General features: G+C 76.2%; 4 protein-coding genes. 3 read left to right on the top strand and 1 reads right to left on the bottom strand.

Annotated elements, in window-relative coordinates; translation table 11 throughout:
• Positions 1–41: 41 nt before the first annotated feature.
• Complete coding sequence (locus NQZ70_RS20635) at positions 42–2,702, bottom strand: lantibiotic dehydratase (protein WP_129575737.1); 2,661 nt, start codon at positions 2,700–2,702, stop codon at positions 42–44.
• Positions 2,703–3,157: 455 nt separating this feature from the next.
• On the opposite strand from NQZ70_RS20635, the gene NQZ70_RS20640 reads away from it, so the two are divergent.
• Genes NQZ70_RS20640 through NQZ70_RS20650 form a run of 3 tightly spaced genes read left to right on the top strand, consistent with a single transcriptional unit; the run spans position 3,158 to position 17,606 of the window.
• On the top strand, positions 3,158–8,467 hold the full coding sequence (locus NQZ70_RS20640) for a non-ribosomal peptide synthetase (RefSeq protein ID WP_165374073.1): 5,310 nt from the start codon (positions 3,158–3,160) through the stop codon (positions 8,465–8,467).
• A gap of 5 nt (positions 8,468–8,472) precedes the next feature.
• Positions 8,473–12,990 (top strand): type I polyketide synthase, encoded by a 4,518-nt coding sequence (locus NQZ70_RS20645; protein WP_165374074.1) that lies wholly within the window; start codon positions 8,473–8,475, stop codon positions 12,988–12,990.
• Positions 12,987–17,606 carry a non-ribosomal peptide synthetase gene (locus NQZ70_RS20650; protein WP_129575740.1) on the top strand — a complete coding sequence of 1,540 codons (4,620 nt, stop codon included), beginning with the start codon at positions 12,987–12,989 and terminating at the stop codon, positions 17,604–17,606. The genes NQZ70_RS20645 and NQZ70_RS20650 overlap by 4 nt, the downstream gene beginning before the upstream one ends.
• Positions 17,607–17,636 lie beyond the last annotated feature (30 nt).

Here is a 17,636-nt window from a genome sequence, read left to right on the forward strand (position 1 = left end):
CCATGAGGCGAGGATGGCCGCGATGACGAGGGGAACCGGCGCTAGAGACCGACCCGGGTGTCCGGGCCGAAGCACGTGACCATGCGCAGCTCGCTCGTGTAGCGGCGCCCGTCCGCGTCGACGAGCCAGCACTGGTCGGGCCGCGGGAGCATCTCGGTGACGGCGATGCCGCCGGGATTGGCGCGCGCGGCGGCGTCTTCGCGGGCGACGCGCACGAGGTTCGCGAAGACCTCGACCGAGAGCGGGCTGTCGAGATCGAGGAAGGTCGGCTTGGACTCCGCCGCCGACTTCACGAAGACGAAGCGCGGCAGGCCGTGCTCGGCGGCCCACCGGCGCACGCCGACGAAGCGATCTACCGGCGTGGCGAGCTCCGCGGCGTCGATCTCCGCGGGGGCGAACATCCAGCGCTCGCGCGCGATCACGAGGCCGTCGATGGTCACGCGGGGGACGTGGCGGGCCGGCGCGAAGAGGGAGAAGCCGCGGGTCGCCTCGAGGCTGATGATCAGCCACATGAACTGGCGCGCGTGGAAGACGAGCCGCCCGTCGCGGGTCTGGGCGCGGAAGCGGTCGCCCTCGATCACGACCTCGAGGTCGGCGATCCGGAGGTGGTGCTCCGGGTCGATCGACTGCGGGGACGTCGAGAAATCGAGCACGTAGTCGATGGGCCGCCGCGCCTCGGGCGCCCCGAAGACGCGCTGGCCGGTCGGGCCGCCGAGCAGCTCCTGCTTGTGGCCGGTGACGTAGAGCGCGGGCCACGGGTGATCGCCGACCAGCGCGGCGGTGATGTCCCCGGGCGAGGGGTGCTGGGACAGCGTGGCGAACGCGTTCAGCGTGGGGCCGAGGTGGACCTCGCCGAGGACGGCCAAAAAATCCCCCGCGGCGAACGCCTCGGGGCTCGCGGCGGCGACCAGGAGGTCGGGGCTCACGTGGAACGGCGCGACCGTGCGATCCGCCGGGTGGCTCGGGAACGCCGCCTCGAAGCGCGCCCGCAGCGCGGCGCTGTCGAGCTCCACCCGGCGCGCGTCCGGCGCAGCGCCGACGAGCTCCCTCCAGCGCTCGCGCACGGCGTCCACGTGGCGCTGGACCGGCGGGGTGAAGACGCCCGGCTTCATGCGATCGAGCAGCGCGCGCTGGAGGACGGTCATGTCGAGCCGCGCGTCGGGGGCGCCGCCGACGAGCTCGTCGACGACGCCGCGCACATAGCCGATGTACGCCTCGGTGGTCTCGCGCATGAACCAGCGCATGCTCGACAGGACGAGCGAGAGCGCCGGCCCGAACCGCTCGAGGAACGGCGCGCCGAACGTGACCTCGACGTCGCGGCGGCAGTCCTCGTAGATGGGCGTGCGGCCGGCGTAGACGGCGCCGGGCGCGCGCGTCGCGGGCCCGGCCGTCAGGCGGGTGACCGTGTGCTCCAGGGCGTCGAGCGCGCGGTCGAGCGCCTCGGGGTCGCCCGCCGCGGCCGCCACCGCCGCGCGCGCCGCGAAGAGCTCGTCGACGGCGGCGAGCGCGGGGGCGCGGACGCCCTCGGGCTCGATCCGGGCGAGCGCCGCGCGCAGGTGCGCCTCGGGGTCGCGGAGGGCGTACGGCAGCTCGAGGTCCCACGCGAGGACGCGCATGCCGACCATGTCGCGCAGGAGGTCGTAGACCTCGGCCTCGCTCGAGAACCCGAGCGAGGCGTCGGCGAGCAGCTCCGCGGCGATGGCGCGCGCGGGCCGGACGCCATCGCAGGCGGCGAGCAGGCGCGCGCGCGCCGGCGGGAGCTCGGCGCGGTGGCCGATCGGCAGGATGAGCTCGCGGCCGTCGAGCTGGTAGAACGGCAGCCAGCGCGGCGCGAGCCACGGCGCGACGCCGGGCCGCGCGGCGATGGCCGCGGCGAGCCCGTCGAGGACCCAGTGCTCCAGGGACACCGTGCGGCTCGCGAGCAGCCCGCGGCCCGGGGCGACGCGCGCGGCGACCGGCCCGCCGTCGATCCTGGCCCAGCCGAACGGGCCGAAGAAGCCGATCGAGTCGTTCTTGGCGCAGTACCGCTCGAGGTAGCTCGCGACGAGGCGCTCCTTGGAGCGCGTCCGCGCGTCGGCCGCGCCTTCCGGGGCCGCGAGCAGCGGGTCCACGGCCGTGCGGAGGACCTGCCGGTTCTGCCAGACCAGCGCCTCGCGGAAGGCACGGTCGCGGCAGATCCCGCGGAGGCGCTCGCTCACGATCCGCGCCTCGTCGTCGAACACCTCGCGCAGCTCGGCGCCGGCGGCGTCGCGCCGCCGGAGCGCGCCCGCGAGCTCGTCGAGCGCGGCGTCGGCCGCGGGGGAGCCGGCCTTGTCCCGGGGCGCGCCGCCCTTGGCGAGCCGCCGGCGCTCCGCCTTGAGCCGCGCGCGCGCGGCCTCGTCCCCGGCGAGCGCGTCGACCCCGGTGCGCGGGTCGACGCGGACGAGCGCGTCCAGCGCCGCGATCGCGGCCCGCCGGGACCGCTCCGCGGCGCGCTCGGCCTCGCCGAGGCGATCCGCGGCGGCGGCGCTGCCGGGGGCGACGAGCGCGCGCAAGAGGTCGACCGGGAACCCCGCGCTCCGGAGGCAGACCGTCCGCCAGACCTCCCATTCGCTGCCCGGCAGTGCGGCTCGCCAGGGCGCCGATCGGACCGGCGCCGCCATTGAATCACGATGTTCGCGGGGCAGCTTGTCCACCTCGATCGCGGCGTCCGCTCCGAGCATGCCGCGCAAGCTATCAGCGCGAGTGATCGTGTCAACGCTCGGGTCGGTATGTCTTGTTAAGTAATGTAACGATCCCGGGACGCGCCCACGAGATGATGATAGTCGGTGGCCCCTGGTCGACGTTGGATGATGGGGTTCTGTCGCTATCTGTCGATGTTCCATGGGGGAGCGAACGCTGCCGTGAGCCCGCTTGAATGGATACCGTCGCGCTGGGATCGCTGCGTGACTCGATATCTCCAGTCGGGCTGAACAGGGCTCTCCCAGGAGACGGCGCACTCGGCAATTCCGCCATGCGCATCGACGATCAGCGCTGGTGATGTCCTCCGTATGCGATTATGGTGCGCCGCGAGATGGTGGGGGGAGCCGGCACCGGAGCGCCGGAGTCGTGGGCTTCCACGGACGGGTCGGCCAGCGCAATGGCACCGCACGAATCCGACGGGCTCATGAGCAATTCTATGGACTCCGGTGCTGCATTCGAGACGCTCGTCGAGCTGGGCCGTGGCCGCGCGGCCCGCTTCGGTGACGAGCTCGCGTACAGCTTCCTTGTAGACGGCGAGTGCGAGCGGCTCGATGTCACGTTCGCGGAGATCGATCGACGGGCGCGCGGCGTCGGCGCCGCGCTCCAGGCGATCTCGGCCGTGGGCGACCGCGCGGTGCTCCTGTACGCGCCCGGGCTCGACTACGTCGCCGCGTTCCTCGGCTGTCTCTACGCCGGCGTGGTGGCCGTGCCGGCGTACCCGCCGGATCCGGCGCGCCTCGGCCGGACGCTGCCCCGCCTCGAGGCGATCGCCGCCGACGCGGGCGCCCGCGTGGTGCTCACCACCGAGGCGATCGCGGCGATGGGCGACGCGCTGGCCGAGCGGGCGCCGGCGCTGCGCGCGGGGCGGTGGGTCAGCACCGACGCGCTCGCGCCCGGCGTCGAGGAGGCCTGGCGCCCGCCCGCGATCTCGCGCGGGGCGCTCGCGCTCCTTCAATATACCTCGGGCTCGACCGGGTCGCCCAAGGGGGTGATGCTCACGCACGGCAACCTGCTCGCGAACCTCGGGGCGATCGCGCGCGGGTTCCGGACCGGCCGCGCGTCGCGCGGGGTGATCTGGCTGCCGCCGTTCCACGACATGGGGCTGATCGGCGGCGTGCTCGAGCCGCTCTACGCGGCGTTCCCGGTCGCGCTGATGTCCCCGCTCGCGTTCCTGGAGCGCCCGATGCGGTGGCTGCGCGCCATCGCGCGCTTCGGCGGCACGGTGAGCGGCGGGCCGAACTTCGCGTACGACCTGTGCGCGCGCAAGGCGACCGCGGCCGACGTGGCCGCGCTGGATCTCTCGACCTGGGACGTGGCGTTCACGGGCGCGGAGCCCGTGCGGCACGAGACGCTCGAGCGCTTCGCCGCGACGTTCGCCCCGTGCGGGTTCCGGCGCGAGGCCTTCTACCCATGCTACGGGCTGGCCGAGGGCACGCTGATCGTGACGGGCGGCGAGCGCGGCGCCGGGCCCTCGCTGGCCACGGTCGATCGCGAGGCGCTCGCCGCCGGGCGCGCGGCGCCGCCGGAGCCGGGGCGCGCGGCGCAGACGCTGGTCGGGTGCGGCCGCGCCGTCGACGCGGGCGGCGAGGTGCGGATCGTCGATCCGGTCTCGACGCGGGATCGAGAGGACGGCGAGGTCGGCGAGATCTGGGTGCGCGGGCCGAGCGTCTCGCGCGGCTACTGGGGGCGCGCCGAGGCGACCGCCGAGGCGTTCGGCGCGCGGCGCGAAGGCGCGCCGGACGCGGGGCCGTACCTGCGCACGGGCGACCTCGGCTACCTGCGCGACGGGGCGCTCTTCGTGACGGGGCGGCTCAAGGACCTGATCCTCGTCCGGGGCCGGAACCTGTACCCCGACGACCTCGAGCGCACCGCCGAGGCGAGCCACCCGGCGCTGCGCCGGGGCTGCTGCGCCGCCTTCGGCGTCGAGGTCGAGGGCGAGGAGCGGCTCGTCATCGTCCAGGAGGTCGATCCGCGCGGGTCGCCCGACCTCGCGGAGGTCGTCGCGGCGGTGCGCCGCGAGGTGCAGCTCCAGCACGACGTGGCGGCGCACGCGGTGGTGCTGATCGCGCGGGGGACGATCCCGAAGACCTCGAGCGGCAAGATCCAGCGCGGCGCCTGCCGCGCGGCGTTCCTGGCCGGCGGCCTCGAGGAGCTCGCGCGCGGGTCGCTGGGCGCCGGCGCGCCGGAGGCGCGCGCGATCGAGGCGCCGTCGACCGACGTGGAGCGGGAGGTCGCCGCGATCTTTCGCGAGGTGCTCGGGGCGCCGCGGCTGGGGGCGACCGACAGCTTCTTCGAGCTGGGCGGCGACTCGCTCGCCGCGATGCAGGTGATCGGGCGCCTGGAGGCCCGGCTCGGGCTCCGCGTCGCGCTGAGCGCGCTCTTCGAGGCGCCGACGGTCCGCGCGCTGTCGCGCCGGCTCAAGGCCGCCGCCCGGCCGGCGACGGCGCTCGGCGGAGGCGACGGCGGCGCGGGCTCGGGGTCGATCGTGCCCGCGCACGACGCGGCCGATCACCCGCTCTCCTACGAGCAGGAGCGCCTGTGGATCCTCGACCAGCTCCTCCCCGGCCTGACGGCCTACAACCTGGCCCCGGCGGCGCGGCTCCGCGGCCCGCTCGACCGGGAGGCCCTCTCGCGGGCGCTCGAGGCGCTGGTCGGCCGCCACGCCGCGCTCCGCACCACGTTCGCGGCGCGGCCGGACCCGGTGCAGCGCGTCGGCGAGCGCGGGGACGTCCCGGTGCGCTTCGTGGACGTGTCCGACCAGCCCGAGGGCGAGCGCGAGCGCGCGGTGCGGCTCGCCGCCCGCGCGGAGCTCACGACGCCGTTCGACCTCGCCGCCGGGCCGCTCGTCCGGGCCCGCCTCGTGCGGCTCGGGCCGGAGGAGCACGTCCTCGTGCTGGGCGTGCACCACATCGCGATCGACGGGTGGTCGTTCGCGCCCCTCCTCCGGGACCTGGGCGCCTTGTACGAAAGCTGTAGTCGCGGGGGCGCTCCGGCGCTCCCGCCGCTCGCGGCGCAGTACGTCGACTTCGCCCGCTGGCAGCGGCAGGCGCTCTCGGGCGCGCGCCTCGAGGGGCTCGTCTCGTGGTGGGCGCGGCGCCTGCGCGGCCTGCCGACGGTCGAGCTGCCGACGGATCGGCCGCGCGGCGCCGTCCAGACGTTCGCCGGCGCGGAGCGGACGGCGGCGCTCCCCCGGCGCCTGCTCGGCGATCTCGACGCGCTCTGCCGGCGCGCCGGGGCCACGCGGTTCATGGCGTGGCTCGCCGCGCTCGCCGTGGCGCTCCGGCGCGCCACCGGCCAGGAGGATCTCGCGATCGGCACCGCGGTCGCGAACCGGCCGCGCCCCGAGCTCGAGGGGCTCGTCGGCATGTTCGTGAACACGCTGGTCCTGCGCGTGGACCTCGCCGGCGACCCGACCTTCGCCGAGCTGCTCCGGCGCGCCCGGGCGACGGCGCTCGAGGCGTTCGAGCACCAGGACGCGCCGTTCGAGAAGGTCGTCGAGGCGCTCCAGCCGAGGCGCGACATGAGCCGGTCGCCGCTCTTCCAGGTGATGCTCGTCGTCCAGAGCGCGCCGATGCCCGCGATGGCGCTCGGCGACCTCGAGGTCGAGCTCCTCGACCTCGGCGCGGAGACGACGCGCTTCGACCTGCGGTTCTCCGTGGAGGCGCGCGGCGGCGAGGAGGTCGTCTCGCTGCAGTACAACACCGACCTCTTCGACCCGCAGACGGCCGACGAGCTCCTCGAGTCGCTCGTGCGGATCGCGGAGCGCGCGGTCCGCGCGCCGGAGGCGAAGGTCGCGGCGCTCCTGCTCACCCCCGAGGAGCGCCGGCGCGCGCTCGTGACGTGGAACGCGACCGAGGAGCCGTACGAGGACCACCTCTGCCTGCACGAGCCGTTCTTCGCGCGGGCGAGCGAGCAGCCGGACGCCGTCGCGGTCGTCGCTGGCCCGCGGCGGCTGACATATGCGGAGCTGCGCCGGCGCGCGCTCGCCGTCTCGGCGCGCGTCCGGAGGGCCGGGCAGGGGCGCGGCCAGCTCGTGGCGATCGCGATGCAGAAGGGCTGGGAGCAGGTCGCCGCGGCGCTCGGCGTGCTGCACGCCGGGGCGGCGTACCTGCCGATCGATCCCGCGCTGCCGCGCGAGCGGCTCGCCCACCTGCTCGCGCACGGCGAGGCGCGCCTCGCGCTCACGCAGTCGCGCGTCGACGCGCGGATCGACTGGCCCGCCGGGGTCGAGCGCGCCCTCGTCGACGAGCTGGGCGAGCTCGACGACGCTCTTCGCCTCCCGGAGCGCGCCGCGCCCGCGCCGGGCGACCTCGCGTACGTGATCTACACCTCCGGGTCCACCGGCCAGCCGAAGGGGGTGATGATCGACCACCGCGGCGCGGTGAACACGATCCTCGACGTGAACCGCCGGTTCGGCGTCGGGCCCGACGACCGCGTGCTCGCGCTCTCGTCCCTGAGCTTCGATCTGTCGGTCTACGACCTCTTCGGCACGCTCGCGGCGGGCGGCGCCATCGTGCTGCCGCCGCCGGGCCCGGGGCCGCAGCCCGACGCGTGGGCCGCGCTCGTGCGGGCCGAGGGCGTGACCGTGTGGAACTCGGTGCCCGCGCTGCTCCAGCTCGCGCTGGACGCTGCCCCCGCCGGCGGCAGCGCGACGGCGCCGCCCGATCTCGCGTCGCTCCGCCTGGTCCTGCTGAGCGGCGACTGGATCGACCTGAAGCTCCCCGAGCGGATCCGCGCCGCGTCCCCGGCCGCGCGGATCGTCAGCCTCGGCGGCGCCACCGAGGCGTCGATCTGGTCGATCCTGCACCCGATCGATCGCGTCGATCCGCGCTGGCGCAGCGTCCCGTACGGCCGCCCCATGGCGAACCAGCGCGTCTACGTCCTCGACCAGGCGCTCGAGCCGTGCCCGATCGGCGTCCCGGGCGAGCTCTACATCGGCGGCGTCGGCGTCGCGCTCGGCTACTTCCGCGACGAGGCCCGGACCGCCGCGAGCTTCGTCGCGCACCCGGCCACCGGGGAGCGGCTCTACCGCACCGGCGATCTCGCCCGGTACTTCCGCGACGGCGCCGTCGAGCTGCTCGGGCGGGTCGACTTCCAGGTGAAGGTGCGGGGCTACCGCGTCGAGCTCGGCGAGATCGAGGCGGTGCTGCTCCGGCACCCGGACGTGAAGGAGGCCGTGGTCGCCGTCAAGCAGGACCCCTCGGGCGACCGGCGCCTCGTCGCGTACGTCATCGGCGCCGGCGGCCTGGATCCGCAGGCGCTCCTCGGGTTCGCGCGGCGGACGCTCCCCGAGTACATGGTCCCGAGCGCGTGCGTCCCGGTGGACGCCTTCCCGCTGAGCGCGAACGGCAAGGTCGACCGCGCGGCGCTCGCCGCGATCGATCCGCGCGGCGGCCAGGGCGAGGCGCCGCGGATCCCGCCGCGCACGGCGACGGAGCGCGCGATCGTCGGGGCGCTCAAGGAGGTGCTCCAGGTCGAGGAGATCGGCGTCAACGAGAACCTCTTCGAGATCGGGCTGACGTCGCTGCTCGCCGTGCGCGCCCAGCGGCTGCTCAAGGAGCGGCTGCGCGCCCCGATCGCGGTGGCGGACCTGTTCCAATCGCCGACCATCGAGGCGCTCGCCGCGCGCGTCGACGCGAGCGATCCGGGGCGCGGGTCGACCGACGCGGCCGAGCAGCGCGCGGACGCGCGCCGGGACGCGGCGCGCCGCCGGCAGGCCGCGCGCGGGGAGCGGTCGAACGGATGAGCGCGATGGCACCCGGAGACGAGCACGAGGACCTGGGCGGCGCCGTCGCCGTCATCGGCATGGCGGGGCGCTTCCCCGGCGCGGACGACGTCGACGCGCTCTGGGCCAACGTGGTGAACGGGGTCGAGTCGATCACGTTCTTCCCGGAGCACGAGCGCGAGGCGCACGCCGCCCTGCCGGACGCGCCGGGCGCCCCCGTCGTCTCCGTCGTTTGTGCGGGCGGATTGCTGAATGGAATCGAGGACTTCGACGCGGCGTACTTCGAGATCCCGCCGCGCGAGGCGCAGCTCATCGACCCCCAGCACCGGCTCTTCCTCGAGTGCGCGGTGAGCGCGCTCGAGCACGCCGGCTGCGACCCGGCGCGCTATCCGGGGGCGATCGGCGTCTTCGGCGGGTGCGGCCCGGGCGCGTACCTGCTCCAGGTCGTCTCGCGCCCCGATCTCGTCGCGGCCGTCGGGCTGCGCGCCCTCACGCTGGCGAACGACAAGGACTACCTGACCACGCGCGTCTCGTACAAGCTCGACCTCCGCGGGCCGAGCGTGCTCGTGCAGAGCGCCTGCTCGACGTCGCTCGTCGCGGTCCACGTCGCGTGCCAGAGCCTGCTCGGCTTCGAGACCGACGTGGCCCTGGCCGGCGGGGTCTCGGTCGCGGTGCCGCAGAAGGGCGGCCACGTCCACGTGCCCGGGGGCATCATGTCGCCCGACGGCCGCTGCCGCGCGTTCGACGCGCGCGCGGCGGGCACGGTCGCCGGCAGCGGCGTCGGCCTGGTCGTGCTCAAGCGCCTCGCCGACGCGCTCGCCGACGGCGACCGCATCCACGCCGTGATCCGCGGCTCGGCCGTCAACAACGACGGCAGGAAGGCGAGCTTCAGCGCGCCGGGCGTCTCCGGGCAGGCCGCCGTCATCACCGAGGCGCACCGCGTCGCGGGGGTCGATCCGGGCTCGATCGGCTACGTCGAGGCGCACGGCACCGGCACGCTGCTCGGCGATCCGGTCGAGATCCAGGCGCTGACGACCGCGTTCCGGCGGCGCACCGACGCGGTCGGCTCCTGCGCGCTCGGGGCGCTCAAGGCCAACGTCGGCCACCTCGACGCCGCGGCCGGCGTGGCCGGGCTGATCAAGGCGATCCACGTCGTCCGCGAGGGGGTGGTCCCCCCGTGCGTCCACTTCGAGGCGCCGAACCCGCACATCGATTTCGGGTCGACCCCGTTCTTCGTGCCCACGTCGGCCGGGCCCTGGCCCGCGGGCAAGCCGGTGCGGCGCGCGGGCGTGAGCTCGTTCGGCATCGGCGGCACGAACGCCCACGTCGTGCTGGAGGAGCCGCCGGCCGCCCCGGCCGCGGCGCCGTGGCGCCGGCCCGCGTGCGTGCTCACGCTGTCGGCCCGCAGCGACCGCGCCCTCGACGCCGCGTGCGGCGCGCTCGCGGCCCACCTCGACGCCCGCCCCTCGCTCGACCTGGCCGACGCGGCGTTCACGCTGCAGGTCGGCCGCCGCGAGCACGCGCATCGCCGCGCGATCGTCGCGGCCTCGCTCGACGAGGCCCGCGAGGCCCTCCGCGCCCCGCGGAAGGGCGCGCCCGCCGCGGCGGGGCGGGGGGCCGTGTTCCTGTTCCCCGGGCAGCATTCGCAGCGCCTCGGCGCGGGCGCCGGGCTGTACGCGACCGAGCCCGAGTTCCGGCGGGCCTTCGACGCGTGCGCGCGGATCGCCGGCGACGTGGCCGGGATGGATCTCGTGCGCGTCGCCTTCGAGGCGGGCGACGGCGACGGCGCGCGCCTCACGGCGACCGAGCGCGTGCAGCCGGTCCTCTTCGCGGTCGAAGTCGCGCTCGCGCGGCTCTGGATGTCGTGGGGCGTCGAGCCCGCGGCGATGCTCGGGCACAGCCTCGGCGAGTGGGTCGCGGCGTGCCTCGCCGGCGTGGTGACGCTCGAGGACGCGGTGGCGATCGTGATCGAGCGCGGGCGGCTGACCCAGGCGATGCCCCCGGGGTCGATGCTCGCGGTGGGCGCGCCGGCCGAGCGGATCGAGGCCTTCCTCCGCGACGGGGTCGAGATCGCCGCGTGGAACGCGCCGGGGCTCGTCGCGCTCTCGGGGCCGTCCGGCGCCATCGATCGGGTCCAGGTGGCGCTCGAGGCGCAGGGGGTGTTCGCGCGCCGGCTCGAGACGTCGCACGCGTTCCACTCGGCGCTGCTCGACGGCGCGGTCGAGCCGTTCCGCGCGCGCGTCCGCCGCGCCGCGCTCCGGCCGCCGCGCGTGCCGTTCATCTCCAACGTCACCGGCGCGCCGATCACGGACGAGCAGGCCGTCGATCCGGACTACTGGGCCCGGCACCTGCGCGCGCCGGTCCGCTTCGCGCAGGGGATCGAGGCGCTCCGCGCCGAGGGGCACGCGGTCTTCCTGGAGGTCGGTCCGGGCCGCTCGCTCACCGCGCTCGCGCGGCGCACCCTGCCATCGGCGCTCGGGATCGAGGGGCTGCGGAGCGAGCGCGAGGCTGGATCGAGCGAGCAGCGCCAGGCGCTCGAGGCGCTCGGCCGCCTGTGGGAGGCCGGCTGTCCGGTCGCCTGGCAGCGCCTGCACGAGGGGGAGGGCCGGCGCCGCGTGCCGCTCCCGTCGTACCCGTTCGAGCGGACGCGCCACTGGGTCTCGCTCGCGCGCGGGCCCCGGGCGCCCGCCGCCGTCGACGATGCGCGCCACGAGGGCGGCGCGGGCGCGCCGGCCGCCGCGCCCTCGGGCGGCGCCGACGGTCGCGGCGCGCGGGCCGAGGGGCGCGCCGATCGCGTCGCGCCCCGCACCGAGATGGAGCGGCTGCTCGCGCGCGTCTGGACCGAGATCCTCGGCGTCGAGGACGTCGGCGTGACCGACGATTTCTTCGCGCTCCACGGCGACTCGCTGATGGCGACGCAGCTCGTCTCCCGCGTGCGCGCGCGGCTCGGCGTCGACGTGCCCGTCCGCGCGCTCTTCGAGGGGCCGACGATCGAGGCGTTCGCCGCGGAGATCGAGCGGCGGCAGGGCGCCGGGGCCGCCCGCAGCGCGCTGCCGCCGATCGTCCCCATCCCGCGCGGCGGGCGGCTGCCGGTGTCATCGGCGCAGCAGCGCCTCTGGTTCCTCGACCAGCTCGAGCCGGGCAGCCCGGCGTACAACGTCTCGTTCGCGGTCCGCGCGGCCGGGCGGCTCGATCTCGCGGCGCTGCGCCGGAGCCTCGAGGAGATCTGCCGTCGCCACGAGGCGCTGCGCACCACCTTCGCCGCGGTCGAGGGCCGCCCGGTGCCGGTCGTCGCGCCCGCGCCGTCGGTGCCGTGGCGGGTGTCCGACCTCGCGCGCCTCTCGGGCGCGGACCTCGAGGCCGAGACCCGGCGCGCCATCGCCGCGGAGGCGCTCGAGGTCTTCGACCTGGCCTCGGGCCCGCTCCTCCGCGCGCACGTCATCCGGCGCGCCGAGCGCGAGCACATCGTGGTGCTGGTCGTGCACCACATCGTGTTCGACGTCTGGTCGGTCGGCGTCTTCGTCGCCGAGTTCGGCGCGCTCTACCGCGCGTTCACGCGGGGGCTGGCCTCGCCGCTGCCGGAGCTCCCGGTCCAGTACGTCGACTTCGCGGCCGCGCAGGGCGCGTGGCTCGCGGGCGAGGGGCTCGAGGCGGAGCTCGGCTACTGGCGGGGGAAGCTCGCCGGCGATCTGCCGCGCGTGCGCGTCCCGGCCGACCACGCCCCCGCGGGCGCGCGCACCTGGCGCGGCGCGCGCGAGAGCCTCCCGGCGCCCGCGGCGCTGGCCGACGGCGTGCGGGGCCTCGCGCGGCGCGAGGGGGTCTCGCCGTTCATGATCTTCCTGGCCTGTTACAAGGCGCTGCTCCACCAGCGCACCGGGGTCGAGGAGATGGTCGTCGGGACCGACGTCGCGAACCGCAACCGGATCGAGACGGAGGGGATGATCGGCTTCTTCGTCAACCAGCTCGTCATCCGCGCCGATTTCAGCGGAAATCCCGCGTTCACCGCGCTCGTGCGCCGGGTCAGGGACGTGACCCTCGCGGCGTTCGAGCACCAGGATCTGCCGTTCGACCGGCTGGTCGAGGCGCTGCGGCCGCGGCGCGTCGCCGGCCAGGCGCCGCTCTTCGACGCCAAGTTCGTGATGCGCAACGTGCGCGTTCCCAGCGTCGAGCTCGACGGCGTCGTGCTCGAGGCGCTCGAGGTCGAGGCCGAGGCGGCGCCGTTCGACTTCGTGCTCACGGTCGCCGAGGGGACGTCCGGCTTCGTCTTCGGCGTCGAGTACAGCACCGAGTTCTACCGGCAGGAGACCGTGCGCGACTTCCTCGAGGACTACGCGCGGGCGCTCGAGCGCGCGACCTCGCGCCCGGAGGCGACGCTCGCCGAGCTCCGGGAGCACATCGACGCCGGCGTCGAGGAGCGCAGGGCCCGCGAGCTCGAGCGCGCCCGCGGCGCGGAGCTCGCGCGGCTCGGCAGCGCCCGGCGCCGCGCCGTGAGGCCGTCCACCCAGGGCGCCGAGGGGCAGGCCCTCGGCCGAGAGGAGCCATGACAGAGACCCTCGAGACAGGCGGGTTCGCGCTCTCGCCGCAGCAGCGGCGGCTCGCGGCGCGGTCGCGCGGCGCCGCGGAGCCGTCGCCGTACCGGGCCGTCGCGCACGTGACCATCGACGGGCCGTGCGACGAGCGGCGGATCGCGTCCGCGCTGCGCGAGGTCGTCGCGCGGCACGAGATCCTGCGGACGACGTTCGAGCTGCCCGACGGCGCGCCCGGGGTCCAGATCGTCGGCGGGCCGCGCGTCGACCTCCGCGTCGAGGCGGACCCCGGCGGCGCAGGCGCCGCGCTGGCCCGCGCCGCGAGCGAGCCGCTCGGCGACCCGCCCCTCCGCGCCGCCCTCGTCCGGCGATCCCCCGAGCGCCACGATCTCGTGCTGAGCGCCCCCGCGCTCTGCGTCGACGGCGCCTCGCTCGAGAACATCGTCGCCGAGCTCGCCGTGGCCCTCGGGCGCGGCGCCCCGCTCGCCGACGAGGCCGCGTCGGCCGCGGCGCGGCAGTACGCCGACGTGGCCGACTGGCAGGACGGCCTCCTGGAGTCCCGCCACGCGGCCGAGGCGCAGGCGCTCTGGGCGCGCGAGCGCCTCCCGGACGCGCCCGCGGCGGCGCTCCTCTTCGCGCCGCCGGCAGACGCCCGGCCGGGCTTCCGGCCGCGGCGCGCCGCGATCGCCGTCGATCCTGCCGTCCAGCCGCGGCTGCGCGCGGCCGCGGAGGCCGCTTCCGTCCCGCTGCCGGTCGCGTGCCTCGCCGCCTGGGCGGCGGTCCTGTGGCGGTCGAGCGGCGAGGACCCTGCCGGCGTGACCGTGGCGACCCTGTTCGACGGGCGGACGCACCCGGAGCTCGGGGCCGCGTGCGGGCCGTACGAGCGGTACGTCCCGCTCCGCGTCGCGCCGTCGCGCGGCGAGCCGCTCGCGGGCCTCGCGGCGCGGGTCGCCCGCGCCGAGCGCGAGGCCCGCGCCCTGCAGGACTACGTGCCCGACGCGCTCCCGCTCGGGGCCTTCGGCTTCTCGTTCCGGAAGGCGGCGCCGCCGCGCGCCGCCGCGGGGCTCCGGCTCGCGCTCGCGTCGCACCGCGTGACCACCGAGCCGTTCGCCGCGCAGCTCCTCTGCTCCGAGACGCCCGAGGGCGTCGCGTTCGAGCTGGAGGTCGACGCGTCCGTGGCCAGCGACGAGGACGCGGCGCGCCTCGGCGAGCGCTTCGCGACGCTGCTCGCCGAGCTCACGGCGCGCCCCGCCGAGCCGGTCGACCAACGCGCGTACCTCGGCCCGCGCGAGCTCTCCCGCCTCGACGCGCTGGCCCGCGGGCCCGTGCGCGAGCGCGAGCCGGCGACGCTCGACGAGCTCGTCTCCCGACAGGCCGCGCGCACCCCCGATGCCGTCGCGGTCGAGCACGACGACGCTTCGATCGGCTACGCCGAGCTCGAGCGCCGATCGAACCAGCTCGCCCATCACCTCGCGTCGATGGGCGTTGGCTGCGAGACCATCGTGGGCGTCTGCCTGCAGCGCTCGATCGAGCTCGTGATCGCGGTGCTCGGCGTGGTCAAGGCGGGGGCTGGCTACCTCGCGATCGACCCGGAGCTCCCTGCGGAGCGCGTCGAGCACATGCTCCGCGAGATGCGCGCGCGCATCCTGGTCACGGACGAGGCCATCGCCGACGAGCTCCCGACCGGCGGGTGCGCGGTCGTCTGCGTCGACGGCGACGCCGCCGCCATCGCGCGCGCGAGCGGCGCGCGCCCGGCCCCGCGCGCGCTCCCGGACAACGTCGCGTACGTGATCTACACGTCGGGCTCGACGGGCCGGCCGAAGGCGTCGCTCACGTCGCACCGCGCGATCGTGAACCAGATGGGCTGGGTGCAGGAGCGGTGGCCGCTCGGCGAGGGCGACCGCATGCTCCTGAAGGCGCCGTTCGGCTTCGACGTCTCGGTCTGGGAGGTCTTCTGGCCGCTCCTCGCCGGCGCGCGGATCGTCGTGGCGCGCCCCGGCGGCCACCGCGACCCGGCGTACCTCCGCCGCACCATCGAGCGGCACGGGGTGACGATCGCCTACTTCGTCTCGTCGATGCTCTCGGCGTTCCTCGCGGACGCGCCGGGCGCCTTCCCGGCGAGCCTCCGCCGCGTCCTCGTCGGCGGCGAGGCCGTCCCCGCCGAGCTGACCCGGCGCTTCTTCGCGGCGGCGGCCCACGCCGACCTGATCAACATGTACGGCCCGAGCGAGGCGTCGATCGCGGTGACCGGGTGCTCGCTGCCGCGGGGCGAGGCCGGCTCGGTCGTCTCGATGGGGGAGCCCGTGGCGAACGGCGAGATCGTCCTGCTCGACGCCGGCATGCGGCGCGTGGGCCTCGGCGTGACGGGCGAGCTGTACATCGGCGGCGTCCCGCTCGCGCGCGGCTACGGCAACAGCCCCGAGCAGACGGCGCTCCGGTTCGTGCCGCACCCGTTCGCGCGCATGCCGGGCGAGCGGCTCTACAGGACCGGCGATCTCGCGCGCTGGCTCCCGGGCGGGACGCTCGAGTTCCAGGGGCGCACCGACCACCAGATCAAGCTGCGCGGCCACCGGATCGAGCTCGGGGAGATCGAGGCCGCGCTCGAGGCCCTGCCGGGCGTGCAGCAGGCGGTGGTGATGCTGCGCGAGGACGCCCCGGGGCACCCGCGGCTGGTCGCGTACGTGGTGCCGGCGCCGGGCGCGTCGCTCCCGCCGGACCTGCGTGATTCGCTCCGGGGGCGCCTCCCGAGCGCCATGCTCCCGTCCGCGGTGGTCGCCCTGGGGGCGCTGCCGCTTTCGCAGAACGGCAAGGTGAACCGCGCGGCCCTGCCGCCCCCGGACCCGACGGCGGGTGACTCGGCGGCCCCGCGCGTCCCGCCGCGCACGCCCACCGAGGCCCTGCTCGCCGGCATCTGGCGCGAGGTGCTGGGCGCCGGCGAGGTCTCCGTGCTCGACAACTTCTTCGACCTCGGCGGGCACTCGCTCCTCGCGACGCAGGTCGTCGCCCGCGCGCAGCGCGCGCTCCGCGTCGAGGTCCCGCTGCAGCTCCTGTTCGACCGGCCCACGATCGCGGCGCTCGCGCCCGCGGTCGAGGCGCTCGCCTCGAGGGCGGCCGCCTCCGCGGGGGGCGCCGCGCCGCTCTCGCCCGCCGCGGATCCGGCCGCGGTGCCTGCGCCCGCCGGGGCGCCGGCGATACCGCGGCGCCGCATCGATCGCGCGCCGCTCTCGCACGCCCAGCGGCGCATGTGGTTCCTCGAGCAGCTCACGCCGGGCACCGCGATGTTCAACGTGCCGACGGCGGTGCGCCTCACCGGCGCGCTCGACGTGCCCGCGCTCGAGCGCGCCGTCGCCGGCCTGCTCGCGCGCCACGAGTCGCTGCGGTCCGCGCTCGTGTCGGTCGACGGCGAGCCGGTCCAGGTCGTGCGCCCCGCGCCGGCCGCGCCGCTCGTCGTGATCGACCTGCGGGGCGGGTCGCGATCGCTGGAGGGCGCGATCGCGGCCGAGGCGTGGCGGCCGTTCGACCTCTCGACCGGGCAGCTCCTGCGCGCCGCGCTCTTCCGGGTCGACGCCCGCGAGCACGTGCTCGTGATGACCCTCCACCACATCGCGTCGGACGACTGGTCGATGGGCGTGCTGGTGCGGGAGCTCCTCGCGCTCTACGCCGGCGCCGCCCTGCCCGAGCCGGCCTTGCAGTACGGCGATTACGCGGCCTGGCAGCAGGAGGCGCCCGTGGACCCGGCGCAGCTCGACTTCTGGCGCGAGCGGCTGCGCGGCCTGCCGCTCGCGCTGGGCCTCCCGAACGACGGGCGGAAGGCGCAGGGCCGCGAGGACCGCGCGGGCGTGAGCGAGGAGGTGGGCGTCGCGCCGGCGCTCGCGCGGGCGCTCGAGGAGCTCGCGCGCGCCGAGGGCGCGACGCTCTTCATGGCGCTGCTCGCGGCGCTCGACGTGCTGGTCCACGCGTTCACGGGCGACACCGACATCCCCGTCGGCACGCCGCTCGCGAACCGGCGGCGTCCCGAGCTGGAGGGGCTCGTCGGCCTGCTCGTGAACCCGGTCGTGCTCCGCGTCGACGTCTCCGGCGAGCCGACGTTCGCCGAGCTCCTCGCGCGCAGCCGGCAGACCGCGCTCGACGCGTTCGCCCGGCAAGACGTCCCGTTCGACCTCGTGGTGAACGAGCTCCGGCGCGAGCGCGACGTCGCCCAGCACCCGCTGTTCCGCGTCTGGCTCGCCCTGCAGAACACGCCGAAGGCCGCCGTCATCGTGCCGGGCCTCCGCGCCGACCTGATCCCGCTCTACCCGCCGATCGTCCCGTTCGATCTCTCCATCCTCCTGTGGCCCACGGAGGAGGGCGGCCTGCGCGGATATTTCGAGTTTCGCCGGAGCCATTTCGACGCGGCGGCGGTCGCGCGATTGCCGAGGGTCTTCCTGCGGCTGCTCTCCGCGGTGGTCGAGCGACCCCGGGCCTCGGTCGTCGAGCTCGCCGCGTTCGTTCGCCAGGAGGACGCGGCTTTGCGCAAGGAGGAGGCCGAGGCGTTCCGGCAGCGCGCCGGCCAGCTGCGCAAGCGATCGCCCGAGCGGGAGCGATCCGCGACTCATGAGGCGCGCGTGGACGGGCCTCATCTCGAGAAACCTTAACGCCCGACGACCCGTGCAACGCGGCGGACG

It is taken from the genome of Sorangium sp. So ce836 (assembly GCF_028553905.1).
Lineage (GTDB): Bacteria > Myxococcota_A > Polyangia > Polyangiales > Polyangiaceae > Sorangium > Sorangium cellulosum_D.